This is a genomic window from Tateyamaria rhodophyticola, from assembly GCF_047777875.1.
Classification (GTDB): domain Bacteria; phylum Pseudomonadota; class Alphaproteobacteria; order Rhodobacterales; family Rhodobacteraceae; genus Tateyamaria.
Genome location: NZ_CP180519.1, coordinates 1,484,359 through 1,510,078, shown reverse-complemented (window position 1 = coordinate 1,510,078; position 25,720 = coordinate 1,484,359). Strand labels below are relative to the sequence as shown.

The window sequence follows — 25,720 nt, the reverse complement described above, 5'->3', positions numbered from 1 at the left end:
ACGTGACTGTCCCCTTGATCCCTCGTGATCTTAGACCACGGTGCCGTGCATCACACAACTTTATGCAAGCAAAACCTGAAATCGGTTCGCGCAGCGCGGCTTTCAGGATACAGGATTTGCACGTTCTGATAGATCGTTGTCGCCCGTTGCACGCCGGTATCCGTCCACCCAACGGGTCACCACCACCCGCGCTGCGTCATCATCGCTTGCCGCAAGGGCCGCGCGCAATGCACGCAGAACCGAGGCCACTTCGATCTCGCTGAGACTGTCTTCGACCGTGAAAAAGATCTTGCGGTGACCGGTGCCGATCAGGGATCCGTTGAGGGTCAGTTCCTCGGTCATCTTTTCGCCGGGACGCAGCCCGGTGAATTCGATTTCGATGTCTCCGTCGGGATTTTGGGCATCACGCACGGTGTAACCGGCGCTTTCCACGACCTGACGGGCGAGTTGTTCGATGCGGACAGGCTTGCCCATATCGAGGACGAACACCTCGCCACCTGTTGCCATGGCGCCGGCCCGCAGCACGAGGTGCACAGCCTCTTGCACGGTCATAAAGTAACGCGAGACGTCCGGGTGCGTGACCGTGAGCGGACCACCACGATGCAACTGCTCTTGGAACAACGGAACGACCGATCCCGAGGAGCCAAGCACGTTGCCGAAGCGCACGATGGAGAACACCAGCCCGTTTGCCTTGGCAATCCGGGTCGCAATGTCCTGTACGACCAACTCGGCCAGCCGTTTGGACGCGCCCATGATATTCGTTGGCCGCACGGCCTTGTCCGATGAGATCAGCACAAAGCGTTCAATGCCTGCGGCGGCCGCTTCGGTGGCCAGCGTATGTGTGCCCAGCACGTTGTTTGCCAGACCGGCGAGCGGATTCGCTTCGACCAGTGGGACATGCTTGTAAGCGGCTGCGTGCAGGACAACCTGCACGCCGTGATCCTGAAATGCGCGGCGCACCTGCCGTTGGTCCGTGACCGAGCCGAGCAGCGGCACGATTTCGATCCCGCTGCCCTCGGCCATCTGGCTGATTTCGAGGTGCACCTGATAAAGCGCCAGTTCGCTGAGCTCGAACAGCACGATCTTTGACGGACCGCAGTCCAGAACCTGCCGGCACAGTTCCGAACCGATTGACCCGCCCGCGCCGGACACCATGATCGTCCGCCCGAAATAGGCGGCTGCATCCGATCCCGGTGCGTTGCTGACCTCATCCCGGCCAAGGAACCGGTTCGCCTGAACCGGGGTGAGTTTGTTCACCAGCTCTTCTTCGCCGATCAGTTGTGAGAAAGAGGGAAGCGTCTGCACCTCGAGGCCCATTTTCTGGAGCCGCCGCGCGATCTGCATCTGCTTGGGCTGGCTTTGAGAGGGCATCGCGAGGAGAACCCGGTCGATCTGCTTTTCCGCAACAATCTCTGCGATGCGCACCGGGCTGAACACGGGCAGGCGCAGGACTGTTTGATCTTGCAACGCCTGATTGTCATCGACAAAGGCAACGGGTTCGATCACCTCGTGACTGCGCAGGGCGGACACCAGTTGCATGCCGGTTGTGCCCGCACCGTAAATCAGAACACGGCAGCGGTTCGCGCCGCGGCGGTACAAGGCAAGGACGATCTGCAAGAGGATCGCGCGGGTCAGTGCGCACAGCACGAAATAGGTGATACCGAACACGATCTGCGCGCTGAGCGGCAGGGTGGGTTTCATCACCGTTGTCAGGACAAGCGAGACACAGGTCAGCAGCGTGGCAAAGATGGCCGTCTGACCGACGGAATTCGCTTCGTAGTCATTGAGGGTTGTCGCACTGATCCCCAGCCAGAGCGACAGCGCCGCCGCCGCCAGCATCACAAATGGCAGTTCCGGCAAATAGGCCCACAGGACGGTGAACGGATTGCCCAGAATCGGCTGCAGCGCAAACGCAAACAACAGGGACGCGGGGACAAGCAGGCTGTCGATGATGACAAAAACATTCCGTTTTTGCCGCCGGGACATCGATTTCAACAACTGCAACATTCATTCCCCTCGCCGATACCGTACGGCGCAGTACGACAACGGATACACAGCATTTGCGTTAATTTGTAGTTTCAATCGCTCAGGCCCCGCGACTTGGCGAAAAATCGAGCATTCCGGGACCTCCGTGTACCCTCCCAAGGTGTTTTCGCCGCGAATCGGACCACAGTTCATTTGTCAGCGCGCCGCCGAAAGAGGTTGCCGATTGTCTGGAACACGAGATCAAAGTCGTAGCAGGTGCTTTGGTGGCGCTGGTAGATCAGGTCCAGTTCAGCCTTGCGGGGCACGCAAATGCGGCAATAGACGTCATCGGTTTCCTCGGGTGTCGTGCAGCGGGCCAGCAGCCGGTCTTCGTGTTTGTGGAACCGAATGGTGGCAAGCCCCGTGACCCCCGGTCGTGACCGTAACACCCTGGCATAGATGTCAGGGAACCGTTCCACGTATTCACGCAAGGGCGGGCGCGGACCGACAAAGCTCAGGTCGCCCTTGAGGATGTTCCAGAGTTGCGGGAACTCATCGAGCCGTTTGGCGCGCAGTTTCGCGCCCATTGGTGTGATTCGGGATGTTTTATGCGCGCCGGACACGCCGCTGTCATCGTTCACCACCGTCATGGTGCGGAACTTGACCAATCCGAAACTGGTTTCGGGTGTCTTCATCCGTTCTGCGACGTAGAAGATCGGTCCACCCTGCACGCGCCATATCTTGTAGATCAGATAGAGGATGATCGGGCCGAGGATCACCACCAGAAGGCTGGCAAAGAACAGATCAAAGATGCGCTTGCGCCATGTCATGTGGTGGTCGTCAGCTCTTTCCATTCGTGCACCATCTGCTTGGCGGTGCTGTCGTCGGGGTGCCACTGAAAAAACGCTGAAACGCGGGAGGTGTCGAGGGTAACTTTGGCGATCACTTCCCCATCGGCGGTTCGCGGCGACCATTCGCACCCGGCCGCATCCAGCAGCGCGCCCATTTCCAGGGCCCCCGGTGCTGCGATGTTCATGAGCGGTGGAAGCGCTGGCGTGGTGGCAAGCGTGGTGCAAATGCGCGCCAGGGTATGCGGTCCGACATAGCTGCGCATCGGCGTTGTACCGTCCGGCAGGACATCAAGCGCAAAGCCCGGGCGCCAGCCGCCCAGAATTGCGTCCGCGCCCGCCACGTTGCCAAGCCGCAGGACAGTGTTGGGGTGCGCATGTGTTGCCGCCATCTGTTCCATCGCCAGCTTGGCCTTGCCGTAATCGGACAAGGGGGCGGGCGGCGTGTCCTCGGATAAAAGGCCGGTCTGGCGTCCGTACACCGCAGCAGATGACATCAGCATGACCCGCCCGCATTGCGCCGCCTGCGCAGCATCCAGCACCAGTTGCGCCAGCGTTGTGTTCAGGGACATGGGCCGGTCAGACCCAGGCGTTACACCCGCCAGACACAGAACGCCGCCCGCGCCGCGCAAAGCGCTGACCAGCGCGGCGCTGTCGAGAATATCGAGGTCCCGCCGCCCCAGTTGGACGGTTTCAATCGGCCAAGCCGGGGCGAGCAGCCGTCCCAGTCGCCCGCCCGCGCCCAACACGACAAGCGGGCCCGTCACGGGAAAGCGATCTGTTTGTCGGCAGGCACCAGCGCATTGATCTGGCGGATATGCTCCGGCAGGCAAACGTTCAGGAAATCATATGTGTCGACCACATGCTGGCGCGCGGCGGGCCCCAGATGGGCAAATTTGTCTGGTTGCTCCAGCACTTCGATCACCTGATTGGCGATAGCATCCGGATCGAAGTAATCGACCAGCAAACCGGTTTTCCCATGTGTCATTGCCTCGCGCACCGGGGCGACATCACTGGCCACGATTGTGGCGCCCATCGACATGCATTCCAGCATCGACCAGCTCAGCACAAAGGGCATCGACAGGTAGAGGTGGCAAGAGCTGATCTGGATGATGTGCTGGTAGTCCTTGTAGGGCACCTGACCCAGAAAATGCAGCCGATCCCAGTCCAGGAGGTGCCCCACCTCGGCCTCCATCTGGCCGCGCAGGCCGCCGGGGTGCTTGTTCTTGCCGCCATAGGACGCGTCGTTGCCGCCGATCACAATGATGCGGGCGTTTGGCCGCGCTTTTTGGATGGCGGGGAGGGCGCGCATGAACTGGTGAAACCCCCGCGTGATTTCGAGGTTGCGCGCCATGTAGGTGATAATTTCATCCTGTCGCGTCAGCGGCGTTTCCAGCCGTCCGAGGGTCACCACCGCATCCGGGTTCGGCACCAGTTGCTCGGTCCGGATGCCATCATGGCAAACATAGATCTTGTCATGGAAGCTTTTGGGAAACCGGTCGCGCTGCCAGTAGGTCGGGCTGTGGCCCAGTGTGACCTGTTCGATGTTGAAATGCGGGACGGCGTTGTGACCCGACATGATGTAGGGCGAATGTTCACTGATCGGGAATTCGGGGTCAAAGCCGACGGACCCGCCATGCACCGAATAGTAATATTCGAAAAACCCGATGATCGGCGTATCCGGCAGCACCTCGCGGAAAAAGCTCAGTTCACCCCACCCGACATGGCCGATGACGATGTCCGGCGTGAACCCGTCCGCGACGATCTTTTTCAGGGCAAGCACCGCGCCGAACCCGTTGCCGGTGGCGTTTTCCCAAGTGCGCGACAGGGCATATGCGTCCTCTGCCGCGGTGTGGTGCGTCTTGTATTGAACGGTCAGCATGCCGTCGACGACCGGCGCGTCTTTCTTCTGGGTCAGAAAGACAAGGTCGTGACCGCCTTGGGCAATCAACCACTTCACCAGTTCGCGATACTGGCCGGGCATGTTCTGATGGACAAAAAGGATCTTCATCAGGCGGTCAGTGCCGTGTCGAGAAACGCGCGCACGCGGCGGGCATAGGGTTCGTTTTCCAGCCGTGCGATTTCCTTGCCGCGCTTCATCACCAAGAGGGTCGAGCGTCGTTTGACCTTGAGCCGTTGGGTCAGTTGCGATTGGCCAAATGTGTCCCAATCCACATCCACAAATGTGAGGCTCTGGTAGGCGGGCGTGTCATCGAGCGCTTCGGCGATCAGTCGCGCCTTGATCTGGCAGGTCAGAGACCATGTCGCCCGGTAGTTGAAGATGATCGCCCGGTCCTGTTCACGGGTTTCGCGCCAAAGCGCGGGTGTGAACATCTCGGCCGGGTAGGCCGCGGCGGGCAGGGGCAGCGCCGCGGCGGCCGCGGTCAACAGAAGGGTACGGCGGTGCATATGTGTGCTCCGAACGGGTCAAATCCGGCGCAGGATAGAAACGGGCGGGCCGGGTGCAAGGGGGTGGGGTCAGGTTTTGGCCTGCCGTGACACTTGTACCGCAAGAATGCCAGCTGCAATGATCGCAACACCCGCAATGTCCTGCGGCCCCAACCGTTCGCCAAGGATCAGCGCGGCAATGGCCACCCCGAAGAACGGGTTGAGAAAGTGGAACGTGGCAGCCTTGGTCGCGCCGATCCGCTCCACCAGAGCGAACCAGATGAACGTCGCCAGAAGGCCGGGCACAAACACGGTGTAGGTGAAGGCCGCCACAAAGACCGGAGTGACCGTGACGGTGACCGTTTCCGTCAGCACGGATGCAACACCCAACACGATCGCGCCCACGAACATCTGCAGCCCTACGACCATCATCAGGTTCCCGCCCGACGACATGGTGCGCATCATGAGCGTCGCGACAGTCAGCGCGATGGCTGCAATCACACACAGTGCGATGCCATAGCTGTCGACGCCCGTGCCAAGCCGCGTCCACATGATCAGCATGACCCCGCCAACCCCGAGGACGAGCCCGGCAACGCCGAGCATCGGCAGCCTGTCCCGGAACACGACCCATCCCGCCGCAGCCACCATGAGCGGCATGGTTGATGCAATGATCGAGGCCAGTGATGCCTCTACCGTCTGCATCGCATAGAAGTTCAGGCCCAGGTAAATCGCGTTTTGGCACAGGCCAAAGATCAGCGTGGCGCGCCATTGATCGCGGGTCAGTCGCCAGCTTTGCCCAAGCGCCCATGCAACGGCGACCCCGATGCATCCCGCAATCGCAAACCGGACCGCGGATGCGGCAAAGGGCGGGGCGTGGGCCACGATAATGCGGGCGGACGTAAAGGCCGATGACCAGATCAACGCAAAGGTCAGGCCCATCAGGATGGCGCGGATATCCATGTCTGTCCTTTGCGGTCGTGTCCGGCGCGACCGTCCTGCAAATCGGGTCCGGGCGCAAGTCGTGCGATCACGGCTCTGTTTGATGCAATTGATCGGGGCAGGCGCCACATTGTCAGGCATCGACCTTGGAGGATGCCGTGACACTCACCCGCCGCCAGTTTGCCGGTCTGACCGTGGCAGGCGCCGCAGCCCCCGCCATGGCTTTTGCGCAGGAGCGCGACATGCTGGAGGTGCACCGCGCCCCGCTGTTTGCACCGACATCCGAATATTTTGACGCGCTGGCCTTTATCCGCGACCGGGGCAACCCGGACATGGCTGCGGGTCTGATCCAGTCGCTGCGCTTTTCCCGGGAGCGGCAGTTTGCCATTGCCGAAGCCTTGCAAGCCATCACCGGTGAAGAACATGGCGTGGACTGGTTCGACTGGATGCTGTGGCAGGAGAACACGCCGGAGGTTGTGCCGCATCCGTCGTTCATCCCCTTCAAACGCGAAGTGATGTTGCGCGTCGATGACAACTTCGACGACTTCCTGCGGCCTGAGCATATCGCGCGGGACCGGATGAAGATCCGGTTGGAAGAGATCACATGGGGTGGGGTGGTCAAGGACGGCATACCGTCCCTCGACAACCCGGACCTGCTGACGGCGGCGCAGGCGGAATACCTGCGTGGCGATGATCTTGTCTTTGGCGCGTCGATCAACGGAGACGCGCGGGCCTATCCCCTGCGGATCATGGGGTGGCACGAGATGTTCAATGACGTGATCGGCGGCGTGCCTCTGGCGCTGGCCTATTGCACATTGTGTGGCTCCGGCATCCTGTTCGAGACGGATATCGGGCAGGGCGATCCGCTTGTCTTCGGCTCGTCCGGGTTTCTCTACCGCTCGAACAAGTTGATGTTTGATCGCGGCACGCACAGCCTGTGGAACCAGTACACCGGCAAACCTGTCGTGGGACCCTTGGTGGACAGCGGGATCGAACTGAAACAGCGCCCCGTCGTGATCACGACATGGGACAGCTGGAAAGCCTCGAACCCGGGCACCAAGGTGCTGTCGCTGGAAACGGGGCATCGGCGCGATTATGGGTCGGGCGTCGTGTACCAGGACTATTTTTCATCCCCTGACCTCATGTTCCCGGTGCTGGTGGATCAACGCGCGCACAAGCAAAAGGACTATATCTTCACCATCCGCCAGTTTGGTGCCGCCCGCGCCTGGCCGCTCAAGGCGTTTCAGACGCGGGGTGTGGTCAATGACGGTATCGCGGACACGCCGCTGGTTCTGCTTGGCGATGCCGAGAAGCGCGCGGTTCGGGCGTATGAACGGGGCGACCGGACGTTCACGCTAGACGCGGGCAAGCTGAGGGATCAGGACGGCGTTCTGTGGTCCGTGGCGGAAGAGGCGCTTGTCAGACCCGACGGGACGCAGTTGCCGCGCGTGGCCGGGCATATCAGCTACTGGTTTGCCTGGGACAATTACCTCGGGGATGCGGCGACGGTTTTTGAGGGGTAGAGACGAAAAAGGGCCGCCCGAAAGGCGGCCCAATGTGCGTCACGTGACGGCGGTTCAGCCGTTTACGCTGTCTTTCAGAGCCTTCGCAATGGTCATCTTGACCACCTTGTCGGCTTCTTTCTTGAATTGCTCACCGGTCGCAGGGTTGCGCACCATGCGCTCGGGGCGCTCGCGGCAGTAGATCTTGCCAACGCCCGGCAGGGTCACGGCACCGCCGCCCGACACTTCGCGCGTGATCAGGCCACAGATTGCGTCCAGTGCACCGCCTGCGGATTTCTTGTCTGTCCCCATTTCTTCGGCCAGAGCGGCGACGAGTTGGGTCTTTGTCATTGGTTTTGCCATTTTACTGGTCTCCTTCGTCTGCCCGATTTCTTGGGCCTCTGTCCCGTTTTGTAACGGAATGTTGTGTGAAAACACAACGAATAGTGGCCGCTGGCAAGGGGAAAACACCTGTTTTTAGCGTTTTTCAGCCTGTTTTACCTTTCGCGGAGGTGTGTAGTCTGACCTCTGGTGCGGATTTTCGGTGTGTCGGCCCGTGCCGGGGCCATGTGGCGCGTTCACGGAATGCGGATCGAACTGTCTCAAAATCCGCCGGGAACACCCCTGTCAGCCCATCAGTCTGGCAAAGCTGTGTCGGGCATAGGACGCGTTCATGTGGATGTAATCCGACATCGGGATGTCTGTATCTTGGGCCTCGCCAAAGGACCGCGCGTATTTCGCTTTGGTGAAAAACGGCTCGGTCAGGACCGCGGGGTCCGCTTGCTTTAACTGCAATCCACGTCTCACGCACACGGTGGCAAGGATGGATTGATAGTCTTCGAACAACGCGTCCTGTGCCGGGTGGCCCGCGAGATAGGCAAATGCGCCGCCAAGCGCAGTCACATCGATCGAGGGAAACGGGGCCTGCACGACCATCATGTTGTCATGCACCGGAAAGAACTGGCGCAGACGCACCGCATATTGCCGCGCGCGGCGCCGTATCATGTTTCGCAATGCGCGCGTGACCACCATCGTGTTGTTGCGCGCAGTCGTCAGCCCGCCGGGGCGGTCCATCTTGGCGAACTCTTCCGCGAACGGGTGAAAGAAAAACGGATGCGACGTCAAAAGAACCGCGTCAAACGTCCCGAGCGGCAACGGATACGCTCCCTCGGGATTGATCAGTTGGTGGCCCGTGTCATCGAGCGGCTCATCCAGCCGCAACGCTGTGCCGTTCAAATCCGGTGATTGGAAAAACACCGGATTGCGCAGGCCAAAGAATTGCAGCCGACGGTCCGGGAAGTCCGCGTTGATGTCGTCAAGCGCATCCTTGTACGCGGCGAGGTGGGAATTTCCGACAAACCCGACGCGCATCACATTACGACGCTTGCGCCGCGCGCGCCGACGCCACGGGGTGTGCAGTATCTGATGGCCTTGTGTCCTCGCATGTCCACAGCCGTTCTAGAGAAATGCCGTTTCGTCAAAGCTGCGCAATTTCCGGCTGTGGATGCGTTCCAGCGGCATGTCCCGCAGCTGCTCCATCGCGCGAATGCCGATCATCAGGTGTCGTGCGACTTGGGTCTTGTAGAAATCGGACGCCATGCCCGGCAATTTCAGCTCTCCGTGCAGCGGTTTGTCCGACACGCACAAAAGCGTGCCGTAAGGCACTCGGAACCGGTAACCGTTGGCGGCAATTGTCGCACTTTCCATATCAAGGGCGACGGCGCGGCTCTGGCTCAGCCTTTGCACCGGCCCGTGCTGATCCCGCAGTTCCCAGTTGCGGTCGTCATAGCTGGCCACCGTCCCGGTGCGCATGATCCGCTTCAGCTCGTAGCCTTCGAGTTCCGTGACCTGTGCCACCGCCTCTTCCAGCGCGATCTGGATTTCTGCCAGCGCGGGGATCGGCACCCAGGGCGGCAGGTCCTGATCCAGCACGTTGTCCTCGCGCAGATACCCGTGGGCCAGCACGAAATCGCCAAGCGCCTGACTGTTGCGCAACCCGGCGCAGTGCCCGACCATCAGCCATGCGTGCGGGCGCAGCACGGCGATGTGGTCGGTTGCGGTTTTGGCGTTGGATGGACCGACGCCGATATTGACCAGTGTGATGCCGGACCCGTCCGCCCGCTTGAGGTGGTAGGTCGGCATTTGCGGCATCTTCGGGCTGGTTTCCAGCGGTTGGTCCCCCGCCGTGATCTCTGCGTTTCCGGTAGAGACAAAGGACGTGTAACCGCTGTCCGGGTCATCGAGTTCCTTGCGGGCATATGCCTCGAATTCCGACACGTAGAACTGGTAGTTCGTGAACAGCACGTGGTTCTGGAAATGGGCGGGATCGGTCGCGGTGTAGTGCGCAAGGCGCGCCAGCGAATAGTCAATGCGTTGTGCCGTGAATGGCGCGAGCGGACCGACCCCATCGCTGGGTTCATAGACGCCATTGACGATGTCATCATTCGTGGTGGACAGGTCCGGCACGTCGAACACATCCCGCAGCGGAAAGCTGGCTGCGCCCTGTTGGGGCACGGTGATGCCCGCGTCATTGGCCACGGCGAAATGCACGGGCATCGGTGTCGTGGAATACCCGATTTCCACCGGTTGGCCGTGGTTGTTGATCAAAAGGCCGATCTGCTGCGTCAGGTATGAGGCAAAGAGATCGGGCCGGGTGACGGTGGTGGCATAGGTGCCCGGCGCGGACACGTGACCAAAGCTCAGCCGTGTGTCCACCTGCGCATAGCTTTTGGTCGTGAACCGGATTTCAGGATAGTAGGCCCGCACCCGACCTTCGGGTGCGCCATCGGTCATGGCCTTGGCAAACTGGGTGCACAGATAGTCCGATGCTTCGGCATACAACCTTTGCAGATGCGCGACCGCGGCGGCGGGATCGTGGTATTCTTTGTGATCGGATGGGGTCATTTTACGTCTCTAATACGGGAATAAATTCGAAACTGCGCACATCGACCAGTCCAAGGTCCGAGATGCGCAATTCCGGGATAACGACCAAGGCCAGCAGCGAATGCTGCATGTACGCGTTGTTGAGAGTGCAGCCACAGGCCTGCATCGCCTGACCCAATTGTTCTGCCTTGGCAGCGACATCCCTGGCCGGGCTGTCGGACATGAGACCCGCGATGGGCAGTTCGACCAGCGCCATTTCCATGCCGTCCTTGAACAGGGTCACGCCGCCGCCCACTTCGGCAAGGCGGTTAGCGGCCAATGCCATCTGTGTGCGGTCGGTGCCGACAACGATCATGTGGTGGCTGTCATGTGCGACGGTGGAGGCCATCGCCATCTTGCCCGTGTAGCCGAAGCCGGACACCAGCGCATTTGTCACACCGCCCGTGGCGCGATGCCGTTCGACCAATGCAATCTGGCAGGTGTCGCCGTGACTTTCGACCTTGCCGTCGCGCACGGGCATATCGCGTTTCAGCGCTTTGGTCGGGGCCTGGTTTTCAACCACGCCAATCACGTTGGCGGTGACGGAATTGGCGCCGCTCGGGGCTGCGATCTCGAAATCGGCGGCGGTCTTGGGCGCGCCCATGCGCACGGTCTGCCGACTGTGGTCGGCCCAATCGAGGTGCGGGCATTCCGCGGTCAGTTCGCCGTTGATAGAGACGGTTTTGCCGCGTGCAATCACCTGTTCGATGGGCAAGGTCGTCAGGTCCGAGGTCAGGATTACATCCGCGCGGCGTCCCGGCGTAAGCGAGCCAATCTCACGCTCGAGACTAAAGTGCGTGGCTGTGTTGAGCGTCGCCATTTGCAGCGCGATCAGAGGGTCGCAACCGCAGTCAATCGCGTGCCGTACAACACGGTTCATATGGCCGTCCTTCACCAACGTGCCAGAGTGGCAATCGTCGGTGCACAGGATCATGTTGCGCGGGTCGAGCCCTTTTTCCGTGATGGCGGTGATTTGGGTTTCCACGTCGTACCAGGCCGAGCCCAGCCGTATCATCGACCGCATCCCCTGACGCATCCGCGCAATGGCATCTTCTTCGCAGGTGCCTTCGTGATCGTCGGCGGGGCCGCCTGCCACATATGCCGCGAAATCAGAGCCTAAATCAGGCGAAGCGTAGTGCCCGCCCACCGTCTTGCCCGCCCGCTGCGTTGCTGCAACCTCGGCCAGCATCTGCGGATCGGCGGCGGCCATGCCGGGGAAATTCATCATCTCGCCCAAGCCGATGATGCCGGGCCAATCCATCGCCTCTGCAACGTCTTCGGCGCTGATCTCAAAGCCGGTGGTTTCCATGCCGGGCGCGGACGGTGCGCAGGACGGCATTTGTGTCCAGATACTGATCGGCTGCATCAACGCTTCGTCATGCATCAACCGCACCCCTTCGAGGCCAAGTACATTGGCGATCTCGTGTGGGTCCGTGAACATCGTGGTCGTGCCATGGGGGATAACGGCGGCGGCGAACTCCGCGGGGGTCAGCATCCCGCTTTCGATATGCATGTGTCCGTCGCACAGGCCCGGCACCATGTACCGCCCCTGTGCTTCGATGATTTCGGTGTCCGGCCCGATCTGCGCGCTAGCATCCGGAACGACGCAAGCGATGCGCCCATGTTTGATGGCAATGTCATGGTCGGGCAGTGTTTCGCGCGTGTGCACATTCACCCACACACCGCCACGGATCACCGTGTCGGCGGGCGCACGGCCGGCGGCAACATTCACAAGATCTGGGGCGACATCGGGCCAGGACGGGAAAAGGTCATGTTCCATGTCCCGTTGGATCAAGAAATGCGGGCATGTGCAAGAGGGGGCGGTGTCTTGTCGCGCAATCGGCGGCCAATTCCCCATGGCTTGACGCGTTGGGACGGATCAGCAACGCTTGGGCCATGGACTATGAAACCACAGACGCAGACAGCTTTGGCCGCAGCCTCAGGGGCCTCGGTCTGAACTTGTTGGTGCGGGACGTGCCCGCCGAAGTCGCCTTTTTAGAGACGGTTTTCGGCATGTCGGCGTTTCAGCCGACCGCAGATTTTGCGATTATGACCTATGGTGATCAGGTGTTTCAGTTGCACAGCGACGGGACCTATCACGCCAACCCGCTTTTGGGGTTGTTGCCGGAAAACCCGCCGCGCGGCGCCGGTATCGAAATCCACCTCTATGACACTGACCCCGACGATGCCGTGTCACTGGCCGAGGCGCACGGTGCCACGATCCTTGCCGCACCACGCGACAAACCGCACGGTCTGCGTGAGGCGTATATCCTGGACGACAATGGCTATGCCTGGGTGCCATCGCGGGCCAGGGACATGGACGCCTGAACGACGCATTTGCACAAGGTCGCTTTTGGGCCAGTATTTTGAGTTGATCCGGGCGTTCGCTGCGCGCAGATTTGCCCAAGCACAAACCGGAGCGCGCTATGACCGTCACTGACATTCGCCCGAATATGGATCATTGGCAGGAGCGCGTTGATCTTGCTGCGGCGTTCCGCTGGACCGTGCGTTTGAACATGCACGAAGCCGTGGCCAACCATTTCAGCTTTGCGATCAATGAGGACGGGACGCGGTTTCTGATGAACCCGAACCAAGTGCATTTTTCCCGCATCAAGGCGTCCGATCTGATCATTGTGGACGCCAACGATCCCACGAGCATGGAAGGGCCGGATGCGCCCGATCCCACGGCATGGGGTCTGCATGGCGGGATGCATCGTCATTGTCCGCATGCGCGCTGTGCGATGCACGTGCATTCACCTTATGCCACCGCGCTCGCCGCGCTGGCCGACAGCACCCTGCCACCCGTGGATCAGAATGGCGCGATGTTCTTTGACCGGGTCGTGGTGGACGAAGCCTATGGCGGGCTGGCCTTTGAGGAGGAAGGCGCGCGGTGTGCCGCGCTGATGCAGGACCCGAAGAAGAAGGTGATGGTGATGGGCAACCACGGCATCATGGTCATCGGGGCAACGGTCGCGGAAACGTTCAACCGCATGTTCTATTTCGAGCGCGCGTGCCAGACCTATTTGCTCGCGCTGCAAACGGGACGTCCGCTGCGGATCATTCCCGATGATATTGCGGCAAAGACGGCGCAGGAGATCGAGGATTACCCCGAGCAGGATGAACGGCACCTGGCGGAGCTCAAGGCCATACTCGACGAAGAAGGTTCAAACTACGCGTCGTAGTCGCTCATGCTTTGCGAAAGGCCACGAGCAATGCGGTGTCATCGCAATGCGCGCCGCTGGCTGTTGGACCATAGATCGCCACTTCGGTCAGATGCAAATCGGTGATATGCGGCTCTAACGCGCGTAGTTTTGCATCAAACCCCGCGCTGGCATAGTGCTGGGCATTGACGGAAATCACCACCCAGGCGGCGGGTCGCAACACGGCCAGTATCGGATCAATCCCGTCGGGTCCGACATGCCCATGGGTGAACGTGCCGGAACTCACCGCGCCCTGATACGGTTGTGCGGGAACAGGCAATCCGTCCAGCAGGTTTGCGGTAAACAGATCGCGATACACCTCTTTGGTGCGTGCCACATCCAGCATTTCCGCGGAGATATCCGTGCCATCAATGGGCGTGATCCCGCGTGCGGCAAGGGCCGCACCACACAGGCCGGTGCCCGCACCAACATCCAGAACCGGGCCGAACCCACCCACCAGAACAAAGTGACGCGCCACCTGCGCATGCAAGATATAGTCACTGTCTTGGGCAAAACTGGTGTCATAACTGTCCGCCCAATCGCGATAGAGCGCAACGGAATCGTCCGGTGTTTGCAGTGCATAGGCGCGGTCGAGTGAGGGATCCTTGGTCATGGCCACATTAGGGCGCGGCGTTGCAGTTGTGGCAAGGGGCTTGTCCTGCGCGGGCGGACGGGCCACCTATGCCACATGACGGGACGACTTTTTTCATTTGGACACGGGTATTCGGCCAAGGCGCTTTCGCGGCTGCTGTTGCCACGAGGGTGGCAGATCACTGGCACCACGCGATCAGAAGACAAGGCGGCGCAGTTGGCAGAGACTGGGATCACGCCAGTGATTTTTCCCGGCGCTCCGGTGGACCTCGATGGGGTCACGCATCTGTTGATTTCTGCGGGGCCGGACGCGGATGGTGATCCGGTTCTGCGCGAGTTGGGTGATGAAATTGCGGAACGCGCGGCACAGTTCGCGTGGGTCGGATACCTGTCGACAACCGGTGTCTATGGCGATCATCAAGGGGACTGGGTCGATGAGACGACACCGCTGACCCCGTCGACCCGCCGGGGCCAGTGGCGGAAGGCGGCAGAAGCGGCTTGGGCGGGTATTCCGGGGTTGCCATTGCATATCTTTCGCCTTGCCGGGATTTACGGCCCGGGTCGTGGCCCCTTTGCCAAGGTGCGGGCGGGGACAGCGCGCCGGGTGATCAAGCCGGGTCAGGTGTTTTCACGCACGCATGTCGAAGACATTGCACAAATCCTTGCGGCGTCTATTGCCCGGCCGAACCCGGGTGCCGCCTACAACGTATGTGACGATGATCCGGCCCCGCCGCAGGATGTCATCGGTCACGCAGCCGAATTGCTTGGCCTGCCCCTGCCGCCCGCCGAAGATTTTGAGACCGCCGAAATGACGCCCATGGCACGCAGCTTTTATGCCGAAAGCAAGAAGGTGCGGAACGACCGGATCAAGGACGAGCTGGGCGTGCAGCTGCATTATCCGTCATACCGGGAGGGGCTTGCCGCCTTGCTTGCCGCGGAACAGTGACGGATACGACGTTGACCGGTTTGCTGGACAGGCTGGAACAGGCAGGTGCCGGGTCAGATGTTTCGGTGCAGGACGTGCTTGATGCGATGGGTGAACGGTCCATCCTGCCGGTCGTGCTTGCTATTTCGATGATGCTGATTTCACCATTGTCGGGCATTCCTGGCCTTCCGACGCTGTCGGCGATTGTGATCCTGCTGATCATGGGACAGGCCGCGTTGCGGCGACCACATCTGTGGCTGCCGGACATTTTGCGCAATCGGCGCATGGACAGCGCGCGGTTCACAAAGGCGATCGGCAAAATGCGCAAACCTGCGGGTTGGGTGGATCGTCATTCACATCCCCGGCTCCGCATTCTGACGGCGGGGCCGCTGCGCGGTTTGACCTATCTGCTGTGCATGTGTGTGCCGTTGGTCTGGCCGATGCTCGAATTGTTGCCGTTTGTCACGACGACCGGTGCGCTGGCACTCGCGTTGATGACCTTTGGTCTATTCACTCGCGATGGGCTTTATGTGCTGTTTGGGTATGGCGTTGTGGGCGGGATGGCCACCGGTGTGGTTTTGCTGGTTCAAGCGGGGACCTGAGGCCGCCATACGCGGTAGAGCACCGCGCCAATCACGCCAAACACCACCAGCAGCACCAGCGCGGTGCCCCCGTTGAACAGGTAAAAGTTCAGCCGCGCATCCCAGTCCATCGAATTGAGGAACGGATAGGGCAGGCCGCTTGTCACCGACCCTTCGGGTTTCGCGTTGAACCGCTGCACAAAGAGTTCGGCCCACGCCACATATGCGGCGATGATCGCCACGAGGGGAAGTGCTGCGCGCCAGACACGGCGGAACACGCGACCCACGAACATGGCGTCGATGATCTGAAGCGCGGGACCAAGGGCGTGGAGGTAGTATTCCAGCCACCAGATAATCGGATTGCCCCCGTTCACGAGGCTCGGGTCGGTCAGGTACAGCCGCCAGTACAGGAACACGACCATCACGTTGAGGACGGCGGCGCACATTGCGGTCACGTCGTGCCGTCGCGTGATGCGGTGTTCGCTCAGGGCCAGCATCCGGCTGGCGGCATAGAATGACAGGAACAACGCCCAGATCGTGAGGTAGCGGAACGGGCCACCGGGGCCTGTCCAACTGCCCAAGACGAGCTGATGCAGGCAGTAGCCTGCGGCCAGAAGGAACACGATCCAGCGATAGATCAGAACGGGGCGCGCGTGAATATCCATGGCGCGACACTGACCCAAGCGCTTGCGCGCTGGCAAGCCTCAGGCGCGCGCCTCGTCAAGTGACGTCACGCCAAGCACGGCGAGCACCTTGGCTTCGATATGCTCGGCGTTCATGCCGGCGACGGCGTACATGTCTGCAGGGCTCGCCTGATCAATGAAGATGTCGGGCAGCACCATGGAGCGGTATTTGAGGCCGTGGTCAAACACACCTTCGTCGGCCAGCAGTTGCGCGACGTGGCTGCCGAAACCACCGACTGCGCCTTCTTCGACCGTGATCAGCGCGTCGTGCTCTGCGGCGAGTTTCAGGATCAGGTCCCGGTCCAGCGGCTTGGCAAAGCGGGCGTCTGCGATTGTGGGGTCGATCCCCTTGGCGCGCAGGTTTTCGGCAGCCTTTTCGACCTCGGACAGGCGCGTGCCAAAGGACAGGATGGCGACCCCCTTGCCTTCGTGGATCATGCGGCCCTTGCCGATCTCGAGCGGTGTGCCCTGTTCCGGCATATCCACGCCGGTCCCTTCACCACGCGGAAAGCGGAAGGCAATGGGCCCGTCATCATGCGCTGCCGCGGTGGCGACCATATGCACCAGTTCCGCCTCATCCGCGGCGGCCATCACCGTAAAGCCGGGCAGGTTGGCAAGGTAGGCCACGTCGAACGCGCCCGCATGGGTCGCGCCATCCGCACCCACAAGGCCAGCGCGGTCGATGGCGAAACGCACGGGCAACCGCTGGATCGCGACGTCATGCACCACCTGATCGTAACCGCGTTGCAGGAAGGTCGAGTAGATCGCACAGAACGGTTTCATCCCACCCGCCGCGAGTGCGGCGGAGAAGGTCACACCATGCTGTTCAGCGATGCCGACATCAAAGCAGCGCGAGGGGTAGCGTTCGGCAAAGAGGTTCAGGCCGGTGCCATCGGGCATGGCCGCTGTCACCGCACAGATCTTGTCATCCGCCTCGGCCAGTTTGGTTAGGCTTTGCGCAAAGACCTTGGTGTAGCTGGGCGCGTTGCTGGGCGCTTTTTTCTGCTCGCCCGTGACCACATCGAACTTGGACACGCCGTGCCCCTTGTCGCGGGCGGTTTCGGCCGGGGCGTAGCCTTTGCCCTTTTTGGTCAGCACGTGGATCAGAACGGGGCCGGTGGCACGGTCATGCACGGTACGCAGCACGGGCAAGAGCTGGCCCATGTCATGCCCGTCGATTGGCCCGAGATAGCTGAACCCCAGTTCCTCGAACAGCGTGCCACCGACGGCCATGCCCTTGAGCATCTCTTTGGCGCGCTTGGCCCCTTCGCGGAAGGGTTCGGGCAAAAGGCTGACGGCCCCTTTGGCCGCTTCCTTGAGGTCCTGGAATGGCGCTTGGGCATAGAGGCTGGAGAGGTAGGACGACATGGCACCGACAGGCGGCGCGATGCTCATCTCATTGTCGTTCAGGATCACGAAGAGGCGTTTTTTCAAGTGGCCTGCGTTGTTCATCGCCTCATAGGCCATGCCGGCGCTCATCGATCCGTCACCGATCACGGCGATGGCGTCGCCGGACCCTTCGGGCGGGGTGCCGCCCAAATCGTGCGCAACGGCAAAGCCCAAAGCGGCAGAGATGGACGTGGACGAATGCGCGGCACCAAACGGGTCATAGGCGCTCTCGCTGCGTTTGGTAAACCCGCTCAACCCGTCCTTTTGACGAAGCGTACGGATGCGGTCGCGGCGTTCGGTCAGGATCTTGTGCGGATAGCATTGGTGGCCCACGTCCCACACCAGCTTGTCACGCGGGGTGTCGAACACGGCGTGCAGCGCCACGGTCAGTTCCACCACGCCAAGACCTGCGCCAAGGTGCCCGCCCGTGACGGACACGGCCGACACCGTTTCGGCGCGTACCTCGTCCGCGACTTGGCGCAGTTGCGCATCGCTCAGGTGTTTGAGGTCGGCGGGACGCTGGATGGTGTCCAGAAGCGGGGTGGCGGGACGGTCTGACATGATCAGCCTCTAGCTTTTGCGGGCAACGACAAAGCGGGCGGCGTCCCGCAATACGTCTGCGTCCGCTTGATATACATGTAAGGCGTCGCACGCCTGCGTCACGAGGTCGTCAGCGCGGCGTTTCGCCTCGTCCAGACCCAGCAGTGACACGAAGGTTGCCTTGCCTGCTGCGTCGTCCTTGCCCGTGGCCTTGCCCATGGTTTCGGCATCGCTGGTCACGTCGAGGATGTCATCGGCAATCTGAAATGCGAGGCCAAGCGCGCGGGCATAGGTCTGCAACGGCGCAAGATCGGCGTTTGCCATCCGCGCGCCAGCAGTGGCGGACCATTCGATCAACGCGCCGGTCTTGCCGCGTTGCAGGGCTGTAATTTCATCGAGGTTCAGGGGCGTGTTGGCGGTCTCTGCCGCGATGTCGAGCGCTTGGCCCAGCACCATGCCCTGCGCCCCGGAGGCCCGGGCCAGTGACAGGGTGAGGTCGGCGCGCGCCTCCCCCACCTCCGGGTGCGCCACCATTTCAAAGGCCAGCGTTTGCAGCGCATCGCCTGCCAAAACTGCCGTCGCCTCGTCCCATTTCACGTGCACTGTGGGTTGGCCTCGGCGCAGGTCGTCATCGTCCATGCACGGCAGATCATCATGGACGAGCGAGTAGGCATGCAGCGCCTCGATCGCTGTTGCAGGCCAGATGGCGCGGGCCGGGTCGATCCCGTGCAACCGCGCGCTTTCCAACACCATGAAGCCGCGCAGCCGTTTGCCCCCGTTCGTGGCGTGCCCCATCGCCTGCACAACCGGCAAGGGCTGTAGCGCCCCCAGCACGGCGTCAAACTGCGCCTGAATGGCGGTTGCCGCGTCCGTCAGCCGTTCGCGAAACATTCAGAGGCCTTCGACAGGTTTCAGCCCGGTGGGATTGCCGTCGGCATCCGTCGTGATCGCGGCGACCTTTTCCTCGGCCTCGCGCAGCTTGGTCTCGCACCGCGTCTTCAACGCCGCGCCCCGCTCATACAGTTTGATCGAATCGTCCAAGGCTACGTCGCCCCGCTCCAACTGGCCCAGCACCTGTTCCAGCTCGGCCATCGCTTCTTCAAAGCTCATCTCGTCTACGGGGCGGTCAGTCATTGGGCGGCCTTCATCAGCGATTGGACGTGGGCGCGGGCACAAGCGGCCAGCGCGTCCAGATCATAGCCCCCTTCGAGAACCGACACCACCCGGCCTTTGCACAGGTCTCGTGCAGTTTTCGTCAGCAGGTCGGTGAGTTGGGTGTATGTGTCCGCCGTCCAGTTCAACTGTGCCAGCGGATCGTCCTGATGCGCGTCGAACCCGGCAGAGATCAGGATGAGGTCCGGTGCATGTTTGATCAGCGCGGGGATCACGTGGCGTTCGTATTCAGCAACCGCATGTGCGCCATCCGTGCCGGGCGCAAGCGGCAGGTTCAGAACGGTGCCATGAGGCCCGCGGTCGCTTGCCTCGCCCGTGCCGGGCCACAGCGGCATCTGCTGCGAGGTGATGACCAGCGCGCGCGGGTCGTCCTGCAACAGCGCTTGCGTGCCGTTGCCGTGATGGACGTCGAAATCAACGATGGCGACGCGTTCCAACCCATGATGATCCAGCGCATGTTTGGCGGCGATGGCGACGTTGCCAAAGATGCAGAACCCCATGGGCAGGGACTGTTCGGCGTGGTGGCCGGGCGGGCGCATGGCGACAAAGGCGTTCTGCGCTTCACCGACCAAGACCATATCGACTGCCTTCACCGCTCCGCCGGCTGCCCGCCACACGGCGTTGTAAGACGTTGGCGACAGGAAGGTCTCTGCATCCGTATCCCGGTCGAGGCCCGCAAAGCCGTCCGCTGGCACCTTCGAACGCACAAAATCGATGTAGTCCTGCGGGTGGCACCGCGCAATGTCGGCATCATCGGCCAGAGGTGGGCCAACGCGCAGCAGGTCCAGATCCTCCAGCGCGCGCTGGATATAGGCCAGCCGCGCCACCTGCTCGGGCATACCGGTGGGCGTGACGTGCAAGAGGCCGTCAGCGTGGGTGAGGAGGGCTGTGGTCATCTGTTTTTCACCGCGTGATATACAACTTGAGCGGCCATCATCCAAAGTGAGGCGACCGTTCCGCGCTGTGTTTTCTTGATCAAGCGAACGACGTTGTCATCTGCTAAAACGTAAACCGGAAACTCTCTGGGATCCACGCAAGCGGACCGTAAGACCTGCAACTCATGTTCCCAAGAACCACCAATATGGAGGTAAGGCTGCCCGGCTCGTTGTATCATGCTAGTTAAGGCATGTGGATGATGCTGTTGCATGTGCTTTCTGAGTTTGCGCAATACCCGCAGGTTCAAGAAAAACGTCTGGTCCAAAGCTCAATCCGGCGCGAGCATGTAACCCGCACCGCGGACCGTCTGCAGGTAGCGCGGCTGTTTGGGATTGCTCTCGATCTTGCGGCGTAGCCGCGTGATCTGCACGTCCACGGCGCGTTCCTGCGCCTGACCCCGGTCGCGGCCCAAATCCTCGACCAGTTTTGCGCGGCTGATCGGTTCGCCCGGTTTGGCGGAGAACAGTTTCATCAACTGCATCTCGGTCGCTGTCAGGCGCACGAGGTCTTCGCCCTGCCACATCTCACCGCGTTCCATATCGTACCGAATGGGCCCCAGCGACAGAATTTTTGGCTGCGCCTCTTCCGGCGCGGTGTCGGGCACACGCCGCAGGATCGCATTGATCCGCAGCAGCAATTCCTTGGGCTCAAACGGTTTGGGCAGGTAGTCGTCGGCCCCTGCTTCCAACCCTTCGATCCGGGCGTCCGTTTCCCCTTTGGCGGTGAGCAGCAGGATCGGCGTCGCCAGCGTTTCGCGCAAGGATCGACACAGGCTCAACCCGTCTTCGCCCGGCATCATCACGTCCAGCACGATCATGTCGAAGTCGAGCCCCGACAGAACCCGCCGGGCGTGGGCTGCGTCGCGGGCAGCCGTCACAAGAAACCCGTTGCGCATCAGGAACTTTTGCAAAAGCGACCGGATGCGTTCGTCGTCGTCAATGATAAGGAGATGAGTGTCGAAGTCCGTCATGCGCCGCTTTCTTTCAGTCTTGTGTAAGCGTGCTGCATCTCGCTGTCCATCATCGCCTCAAGCACAGTGCGGAAGCCTGCCACGGCGTCGGGCCCCGCATCGCGGAAAGCGGCGCGCATACGGGCCCGTTGGGCGTCCGACAGTTGACCTTCGAGAGCTTGCCCCGCTTCGGTCAAAAACAGGTGCCGTTCGCGTTTGTCCACGGTGCCCACGTGGCTTTCGACCAGGCCATCCTCGATCAGAGTGCGCAGGACGCGGTTCAGCGACTGCTTGGTCACGCCGAGGATGTTCAGCAGGTTGTTCACGGTGGTGCCCGGCGCGCGGTTGATAAAGTGGATCGCGCGGTGATGCGCGCGACCATAGGCCATGTCGGACAGGATGCGGTCCGGGTCCGCGGTGAACCCGCGATACGCAAAGAACATCGCCTCAATGCCCTGCCGCAACTGCTCGTCCGTCAGATAGAGCAGGTTCTCCCCGCTTGCGGTGCGTCCATCCGCCATTTCACTGTCTTCCGTTCGTCGTTTTGCCGTCAGTTTATGTCAGCCTTGTTGACATTCCAAGAGCGGAGCGGTATCGAATCGCAGGTTTTGCGCAACTTTATGACCGGTTCGGACATATTGGCGCAATTTTTGCAAATCGGGAGGCTGGCATGGCTGGATATGATGATCTTGACGGGAAAATCTGGATGGACGGCCAGATGGTCGATTGGCGCACGGCCAACGTGCACATCCTGACCCATGCCATGCACTATGCCAGCTCGGTCTTTGAGGGTGAGCGCGCCTATAACGGCAAAATATTCCTGAGCCGCCAGCATTCCGAGCGGCTGCACTACTCGGCCGGTGAGTTGGATTTTCAGATCCCCTACACTGTCGACGAGATCGAGGCAGCCAAACAGGAAGTGCTCACGACGAACGGCTTGACGGATGCGTATGTGCGCGCCGTCGCGTGGCGCGGTGCGGGCGAGGACATGGGTGTCGCATCGGCACGCAACCCGGTGCACCTTGCCATCGCGGCATGGGAATGGGGCAGCTACTATGGCGACGCCAAATACAAGGGCGCCAAGATCGACATCGCCAAGTGGAAGCGCCCGTCGCCCGAAACGGCACCGGTGCACGCAAAGGCGGCGGGTCTCTATATGATCTGCACCACGTCCAAGCACGCGGCAGAGGCCAAGGGGTGTTCGGACGCATTGTTCATGGACTACCGCGGTTATGTGGCCGAGTGCACAGGCGCCAACATCTTCTTCGTCAAAGACGGCGAAGTGCACACGCCCAAGGCAGACGTCTTCCTGAACGGTCTGACGCGCCAGACGGTGATTGGCCGCTTGCAGGACATGCAGATCAAGGTGCATGAGCGCGTGATCATGCCGGAAGAGCTTGAAGGGTTCGAGCAATGCTGGCTCACGGGCACTGCGGCAGAGGTCACACCGGTTGGACAGATCGGGGACTTCAATTTCGAAGTCGGTGATATGTGCCGCAAAGTGTCCGAAGACTATGAGGCGTTGGTGCGGGCCTGATCACGGATTTGAGGCTTGACCTTTGCCTGAAGGCAAGCCTCAGATGCCATCCATGACCCGATTGCTTTCCGTTCTGGCATGTATCGCCGCGCTGAGCCCGCTGGAGGCGGTGGCACACTCTGTCCTGAAATACAGCCAGCCGGCCAATGGTGCGACACTCTCCGCGCCGCCGTCGGAATTGGCGATGACCTTTTCCAAGGACATCCGATTGACGGGGCTGACACTGGCGGATCAGAAAATCGATGTGCCGGACGCAGCCGGTTTCGACGTGGAGTTTTCCGTACCGTTGCCCGGTGTCGCGTCTGGTGAACATACGATCGAATGGCGCGGGATCAGCGCGGATGGCCACGTCATGACCGGCAATGTCTCGTTTTCGGTGCAATAACTCTTGATCGAATGGCTGGCCTTTGGCGTGCGCTGCGTGCTCTTGATCAGCGCGCTTGGCGCAGCAGGTCATGTGGCCGTTTTCATGATTCACCGGGTGACGACGCCAAGGGTGACGCTTGCCGTCCTGGTCGCCCTCGCATCCGTGATCGGGTTCCTCACGCAGGCGGCGGCGATGACGGGCACGGTGGCGGGTGCGCTGGACCCCGTGATGCTGGGTATTCTGTGGAGCACGGGGCAGGGCACGGCGATGGCGCTGTATGTTTGCGGGGCGATTGTGGTGGTTGTCGGGACTTTTGTCAGAAGGCCGGTGTTACAAGCGTTTGGTGCAGTGACCTTGCTAGCTGGATTTGTGGCCGTTGGTCATGTGTCTGGCGTGTTGTTGAACGTGATCCTCATCCTGCACCTGATGCTGGCGTCCTATTGGGTCGGCGTTTTGTGGCCCATCTTTCGGATCGCGGGATCGGATCATGAGGCCGCGGCTGAACTGGCCATGGATTTTGGGCGATACGCTCTGATGGCAGTGCCGGTTCTGGTCGGTCTTGGCGGCGTCATGGCGTTCAATCTGCTGGATAACTTGGCGCAGCTTTGCACCACGGCTTATGGCGTCACGCTATTGGTCAAAATGCTCGCGGTGTCTGCAATGCTGATCATCGGCGCGATGAACAAGCTGCGGCACGTCCCTGCGTTGCGACGGGGGCAGGCACGACCGTTGCGCTTTGCCGTGTTCTGTGAGGGCGCTTTTGCACTTGCGGTTCTGGGTGCAACGGCTGCGCTGTCGACGGTCGCCGGGTTGGGCTAGCCCTTGGGGTCCGTCACCGCGCGTGCCCTGCTGCGGCCACCGCCCAGTTGACGTTCGCGCCAGATGATCAATACGCCGCCCGCAACAACCAACGCCGCACCGAGCACCATGGTGAGTGTCGGCACTTCGCTGAAGATCACGTACCCGATGAGTGCGGCAAAGATGAGTGAGGCATAATCGAACGGAGCCAGCATGGAGGCCGCGCCAAAGCGGTAGCTGGAGGTGACAAGGATCTGTGCGATACCCCCGATCAGGCCCGCACCGATCAGAAGGCCAAGGTCCAGCGTGTCGGGCACAACCCAGCCGAATGGCAGGCTGAGCAGGCTCAGCACGGTGGCGGTCAGGGAAAAGTAGAAGACGATTGCCGCGGTGTGTTCCGTCTGGACCAGCGTGCGAATGTGGATCTGTACCAGCGCGCGCAGGATGGACGCGCCCAGAACCATCAAGGCGCCGATGCTGCCCGCCGTGGACAGAACATCGCCGTCCAGGCTGAGCCGGGGCCAAAGGACGATCATTACGCCAACAAGGCCGAGTGCGACGGCGCTGATCCGGATCAGGCGTATGCGCTCACCCAGCATCAGGGCCGCGAGAATGACCGTGAAAATCGGGGTGGCATAGCCGATGGCCGTCACCTCTGGCAGCGGCAAAAGGCCCAGCCCGGCAAAGGTCAGCGCCATGGCGGATGTGCCGAAAAGCCCGCGCCACACGTGGCCCATGAAATTTTTTGGAACAAGCGCCTCGCGAATCTCGCCCCGGTGCCACACCCAGCCAAGGATGATCGGCATGGCAAAGAGCGAGCGGAAGAACACGGCCTGCCCTGCGGGGACGTTTTCTGTCGCGGCCTTGATCATTGCCGCCATGACCATGAACAAAAAAACCGCCACCAGCTTGAGCGTGATGGCGGTTGTTGGCTTGTTCTGGATCGACGGGCTTTTCATGTCACGTCGATCCATGGAGCGTCTGCGGCCCGAAGGCAAGGGTTAGCCGAGGACGGCAAAGCCCAGAGGGACGCTGAATTTCTCACACCAGATGTACACTTCGTTGAAGTCGGAGATGTCGACGCCAGCAGGCACGGTGAAGGATTGCGACCCGGTCAGGTTCAGCAGTTTGCCAGAGTCGGTGTTGCCATCGTAAAAGCCATCCTTGCCCAGGCCGACGCGGGGATCGGGTGCGCCATCGAGGCTGAAATCGTCGCCCAGAATGATGGTGTGGCTGCCATCGTCATTTGCAACGACCTGGACAGAGCCGGTTGTGATGTGATCGGAGGCGCCGGTAAAGCTGCCGGTGGCGACGGGTTCTGCGTTTGCGGCGATGCCGGCAAGGCTGACGGCAGCGGCAAGGACGGCGGCGAAGGCGACGGGAATGAGCTTGAGCATTGGTCTGGTTCCTGTTGTGGACTGATTGGTTCCGTAAACGGGAAATACGATAGGGAACCGATCGGTACAATACACAAAAACGTGAGTTCT

Annotated in this window: 28 protein-coding genes; 8 read left to right on the top strand and 20 right to left on the bottom strand. The window is 61.3% G+C overall.

Annotation, left to right across the window (positions count from 1 at the left end; all coding sequences use genetic code 11):
• Positions 1-102 precede the first annotated feature (102 nt).
• The 6 genes from ACERHN_RS09075 to ACERHN_RS09050 all read right to left on the bottom strand — a co-directional run bounded on the left by ACERHN_RS09075 (position 103) and on the right by ACERHN_RS09050 (position 6,161).
• Positions 103-2,007, bottom strand: coding sequence for a polysaccharide biosynthesis protein (locus tag ACERHN_RS09075; protein ID WP_415922313.1), 1,905 nt, complete (start codon positions 2,005-2,007; stop codon positions 103-105).
• A 167-nt stretch (positions 2,008-2,174) separates the two neighbouring features.
• On the bottom strand, positions 2,175-2,795 hold the full coding sequence (locus tag ACERHN_RS09070; RefSeq protein WP_415922713.1) for a sugar transferase: 621 nt from the start codon (positions 2,793-2,795) through the stop codon (positions 2,175-2,177).
• On the bottom strand, positions 2,792-3,580 hold the full coding sequence (locus tag ACERHN_RS09065) for an NAD-dependent epimerase/dehydratase family protein (RefSeq protein ID WP_415922312.1): 789 nt from the start codon (positions 3,578-3,580) through the stop codon (positions 2,792-2,794). Before ACERHN_RS09065 ends, ACERHN_RS09070 begins: the two co-directional genes overlap by 4 nt.
• Positions 3,577-4,824, bottom strand: a complete 1,248-nt coding sequence (locus ACERHN_RS09060) for a glycosyltransferase family 4 protein (RefSeq protein WP_415922311.1) — start codon at positions 4,822-4,824, stop codon at positions 3,577-3,579. Before ACERHN_RS09060 ends, ACERHN_RS09065 begins: the two co-directional genes overlap by 4 nt.
• The gene (locus ACERHN_RS09055) at positions 4,824-5,222 is read right to left on the bottom strand and encodes a thioredoxin family protein (RefSeq protein ID WP_415922310.1); all 399 of its coding nucleotides are present in this window, start codon (positions 5,220-5,222) and stop codon (positions 4,824-4,826) included. The genes ACERHN_RS09060 and ACERHN_RS09055 overlap by 1 nt, the downstream gene beginning before the upstream one ends.
• Positions 5,223-5,291: 69 nt before the next feature.
• Positions 5,292-6,161 carry a DMT family transporter gene (locus tag ACERHN_RS09050; RefSeq protein ID WP_415922309.1) on the bottom strand — a complete coding sequence of 290 codons (870 nt, stop codon included), beginning with the start codon at positions 6,159-6,161 and terminating at the stop codon, positions 5,292-5,294.
• Between the two features lie 137 nt (positions 6,162-6,298).
• Between ACERHN_RS09050 and ACERHN_RS09045 the strand changes: the two genes are divergently transcribed.
• Entirely contained in the window at positions 6,299-7,663 is a 1,365-nt protein-coding gene (locus tag ACERHN_RS09045; RefSeq protein ID WP_415922308.1) for a DUF3179 domain-containing protein, read from the top strand.
• Between the two features lie 54 nt (positions 7,664-7,717).
• Here ACERHN_RS09045 and ACERHN_RS09040 read toward each other — a convergent pair whose 3' ends face one another.
• The 4 genes from ACERHN_RS09040 to ade form a co-directional block, all read right to left on the bottom strand.
• The gene (locus ACERHN_RS09040; RefSeq protein ID WP_415922307.1) at positions 7,718-8,005 is read right to left on the bottom strand and encodes an HU family DNA-binding protein; all 288 of its coding nucleotides are present in this window, start codon (positions 8,003-8,005) and stop codon (positions 7,718-7,720) included.
• Positions 8,006-8,269: 264 nt separating this feature from the next.
• Positions 8,270-9,013, bottom strand: a complete 744-nt coding sequence (locus ACERHN_RS09035) for a hypothetical protein (RefSeq protein WP_415922306.1) — start codon at positions 9,011-9,013, stop codon at positions 8,270-8,272.
• Between the two features lie 87 nt (positions 9,014-9,100).
• The gene (locus tag ACERHN_RS09030) at positions 9,101-10,546 is read right to left on the bottom strand and encodes an AMP nucleosidase (RefSeq protein ID WP_415922305.1); all 1,446 of its coding nucleotides are present in this window, start codon (positions 10,544-10,546) and stop codon (positions 9,101-9,103) included.
• A gap of 1 nt (position 10,547) precedes the next feature.
• Positions 10,548-12,344, bottom strand: coding sequence for an adenine deaminase (ade, locus tag ACERHN_RS09025; RefSeq protein WP_415922304.1), 1,797 nt, complete (start codon positions 12,342-12,344; stop codon positions 10,548-10,550).
• Between the two features lie 116 nt (positions 12,345-12,460).
• Between ade and ACERHN_RS09020 the strand changes: the two genes are divergently transcribed.
• Together ACERHN_RS09020 and ACERHN_RS09015 are read left to right on the top strand one after the other, a co-directional pair.
• Positions 12,461-12,892, top strand: a complete 432-nt coding sequence (locus ACERHN_RS09020; RefSeq protein WP_415922303.1) for a VOC family protein — start codon at positions 12,461-12,463, stop codon at positions 12,890-12,892.
• A 98-nt stretch (positions 12,893-12,990) separates the two neighbouring features.
• Positions 12,991-13,746: a class II aldolase and adducin N-terminal domain-containing protein gene (locus ACERHN_RS09015; RefSeq protein ID WP_415922302.1), complete on the top strand. Its 756-nt coding sequence runs from the start codon at positions 12,991-12,993 to the stop codon at positions 13,744-13,746.
• A gap of 4 nt (positions 13,747-13,750) precedes the next feature.
• Here the strand turns inward: ACERHN_RS09015 and ACERHN_RS09010 are convergent, their stop codons facing one another.
• Positions 13,751-14,377 carry a class I SAM-dependent DNA methyltransferase gene (locus tag ACERHN_RS09010; RefSeq protein ID WP_415922301.1) on the bottom strand — a complete coding sequence of 209 codons (627 nt, stop codon included), beginning with the start codon at positions 14,375-14,377 and terminating at the stop codon, positions 13,751-13,753.
• A gap of 75 nt (positions 14,378-14,452) precedes the next feature.
• On the opposite strand from ACERHN_RS09010, the gene ACERHN_RS09005 reads away from it, so the two are divergent.
• Positions 14,453-15,301 (top strand): SDR family oxidoreductase, encoded by an 849-nt coding sequence (locus ACERHN_RS09005; protein WP_415922300.1) that lies wholly within the window; start codon positions 14,453-14,455, stop codon positions 15,299-15,301.
• A gap of 11 nt (positions 15,302-15,312) precedes the next feature.
• Positions 15,313-15,882 (top strand): exopolysaccharide biosynthesis protein, encoded by a 570-nt coding sequence (locus ACERHN_RS09000; protein WP_415922299.1) that lies wholly within the window; start codon positions 15,313-15,315, stop codon positions 15,880-15,882.
• On the opposite strand, the gene ACERHN_RS08995 is transcribed toward ACERHN_RS09000, so the two are convergent.
• From ACERHN_RS08995 to ACERHN_RS08965, 7 genes are all read right to left on the bottom strand, one after another.
• The gene (locus ACERHN_RS08995; RefSeq protein ID WP_415922298.1) at positions 15,867-16,526 is read right to left on the bottom strand and encodes a hypothetical protein; all 660 of its coding nucleotides are present in this window, start codon (positions 16,524-16,526) and stop codon (positions 15,867-15,869) included. The two genes, ACERHN_RS09000 and ACERHN_RS08995, sit on opposite strands and share 16 nt — an antisense overlap.
• 39 nt (positions 16,527-16,565) lie before the next feature.
• Positions 16,566-18,494: a 1-deoxy-D-xylulose-5-phosphate synthase gene (gene dxs / locus ACERHN_RS08990; RefSeq protein ID WP_415922297.1), complete on the bottom strand. Its 1,929-nt coding sequence runs from the start codon at positions 18,492-18,494 to the stop codon at positions 16,566-16,568.
• Between the two features lie 9 nt (positions 18,495-18,503).
• Positions 18,504-19,364 carry a polyprenyl synthetase family protein gene (locus tag ACERHN_RS08985; RefSeq protein ID WP_415922296.1) on the bottom strand — a complete coding sequence of 287 codons (861 nt, stop codon included), beginning with the start codon at positions 19,362-19,364 and terminating at the stop codon, positions 18,504-18,506.
• Positions 19,365-19,607 carry an exodeoxyribonuclease VII small subunit gene (locus ACERHN_RS08980; RefSeq protein WP_415922295.1) on the bottom strand — a complete coding sequence of 81 codons (243 nt, stop codon included), beginning with the start codon at positions 19,605-19,607 and terminating at the stop codon, positions 19,365-19,367.
• Positions 19,604-20,542 carry a histone deacetylase family protein gene (locus ACERHN_RS08975; protein ID WP_415922294.1) on the bottom strand — a complete coding sequence of 313 codons (939 nt, stop codon included), beginning with the start codon at positions 20,540-20,542 and terminating at the stop codon, positions 19,604-19,606. The genes ACERHN_RS08980 and ACERHN_RS08975 overlap by 4 nt, the downstream gene beginning before the upstream one ends.
• A 308-nt stretch (positions 20,543-20,850) precedes the next feature.
• Entirely contained in the window at positions 20,851-21,552 is a 702-nt protein-coding gene (locus tag ACERHN_RS08970; protein ID WP_415922293.1) for a response regulator, read from the bottom strand.
• Complete coding sequence (locus tag ACERHN_RS08965; RefSeq protein ID WP_415922292.1) at positions 21,549-22,052, bottom strand: MarR family winged helix-turn-helix transcriptional regulator; 504 nt, start codon at positions 22,050-22,052, stop codon at positions 21,549-21,551. The genes ACERHN_RS08970 and ACERHN_RS08965 overlap by 4 nt, the downstream gene beginning before the upstream one ends.
• A gap of 149 nt (positions 22,053-22,201) precedes the next feature.
• On the opposite strand from ACERHN_RS08965, the gene ACERHN_RS08960 reads away from it, so the two are divergent.
• Genes ACERHN_RS08960 through ACERHN_RS08950 form a run of 3 tightly spaced genes read left to right on the top strand, consistent with a single transcriptional unit; the run spans position 22,202 to position 24,254 of the window.
• Complete coding sequence (locus ACERHN_RS08960; protein WP_415922291.1) at positions 22,202-23,068, top strand: branched-chain amino acid aminotransferase; 867 nt, start codon at positions 22,202-22,204, stop codon at positions 23,066-23,068.
• Positions 23,069-23,120: 52 nt separating this feature from the next.
• Positions 23,121-23,453: a copper resistance CopC family protein gene (locus ACERHN_RS08955; protein ID WP_415922290.1), complete on the top strand. Its 333-nt coding sequence runs from the start codon at positions 23,121-23,123 to the stop codon at positions 23,451-23,453.
• 3 nt (positions 23,454-23,456) lie between these two features.
• Positions 23,457-24,254: a CopD family protein gene (locus ACERHN_RS08950; protein ID WP_415922289.1), complete on the top strand. Its 798-nt coding sequence runs from the start codon at positions 23,457-23,459 to the stop codon at positions 24,252-24,254.
• Here the strand turns inward: ACERHN_RS08950 and ACERHN_RS08945 are convergent.
• Together ACERHN_RS08945 and ACERHN_RS08940 are read right to left on the bottom strand one after the other, a co-directional pair.
• A complete protein-coding gene (locus tag ACERHN_RS08945; RefSeq protein WP_415922712.1) occupies positions 24,251-25,192 on the bottom strand; it encodes a DMT family transporter in 942 nt (313 codons plus the stop codon). The genes ACERHN_RS08950 and ACERHN_RS08945 overlap by 4 nt on opposite strands.
• Positions 25,193-25,234: 42 nt before the next feature.
• Positions 25,235-25,630, bottom strand: a complete 396-nt coding sequence (locus ACERHN_RS08940; protein WP_415922288.1) for a DM13 domain-containing protein — start codon at positions 25,628-25,630, stop codon at positions 25,235-25,237.
• Between the last annotated feature and the right edge of the window lie 90 nt (positions 25,631-25,720).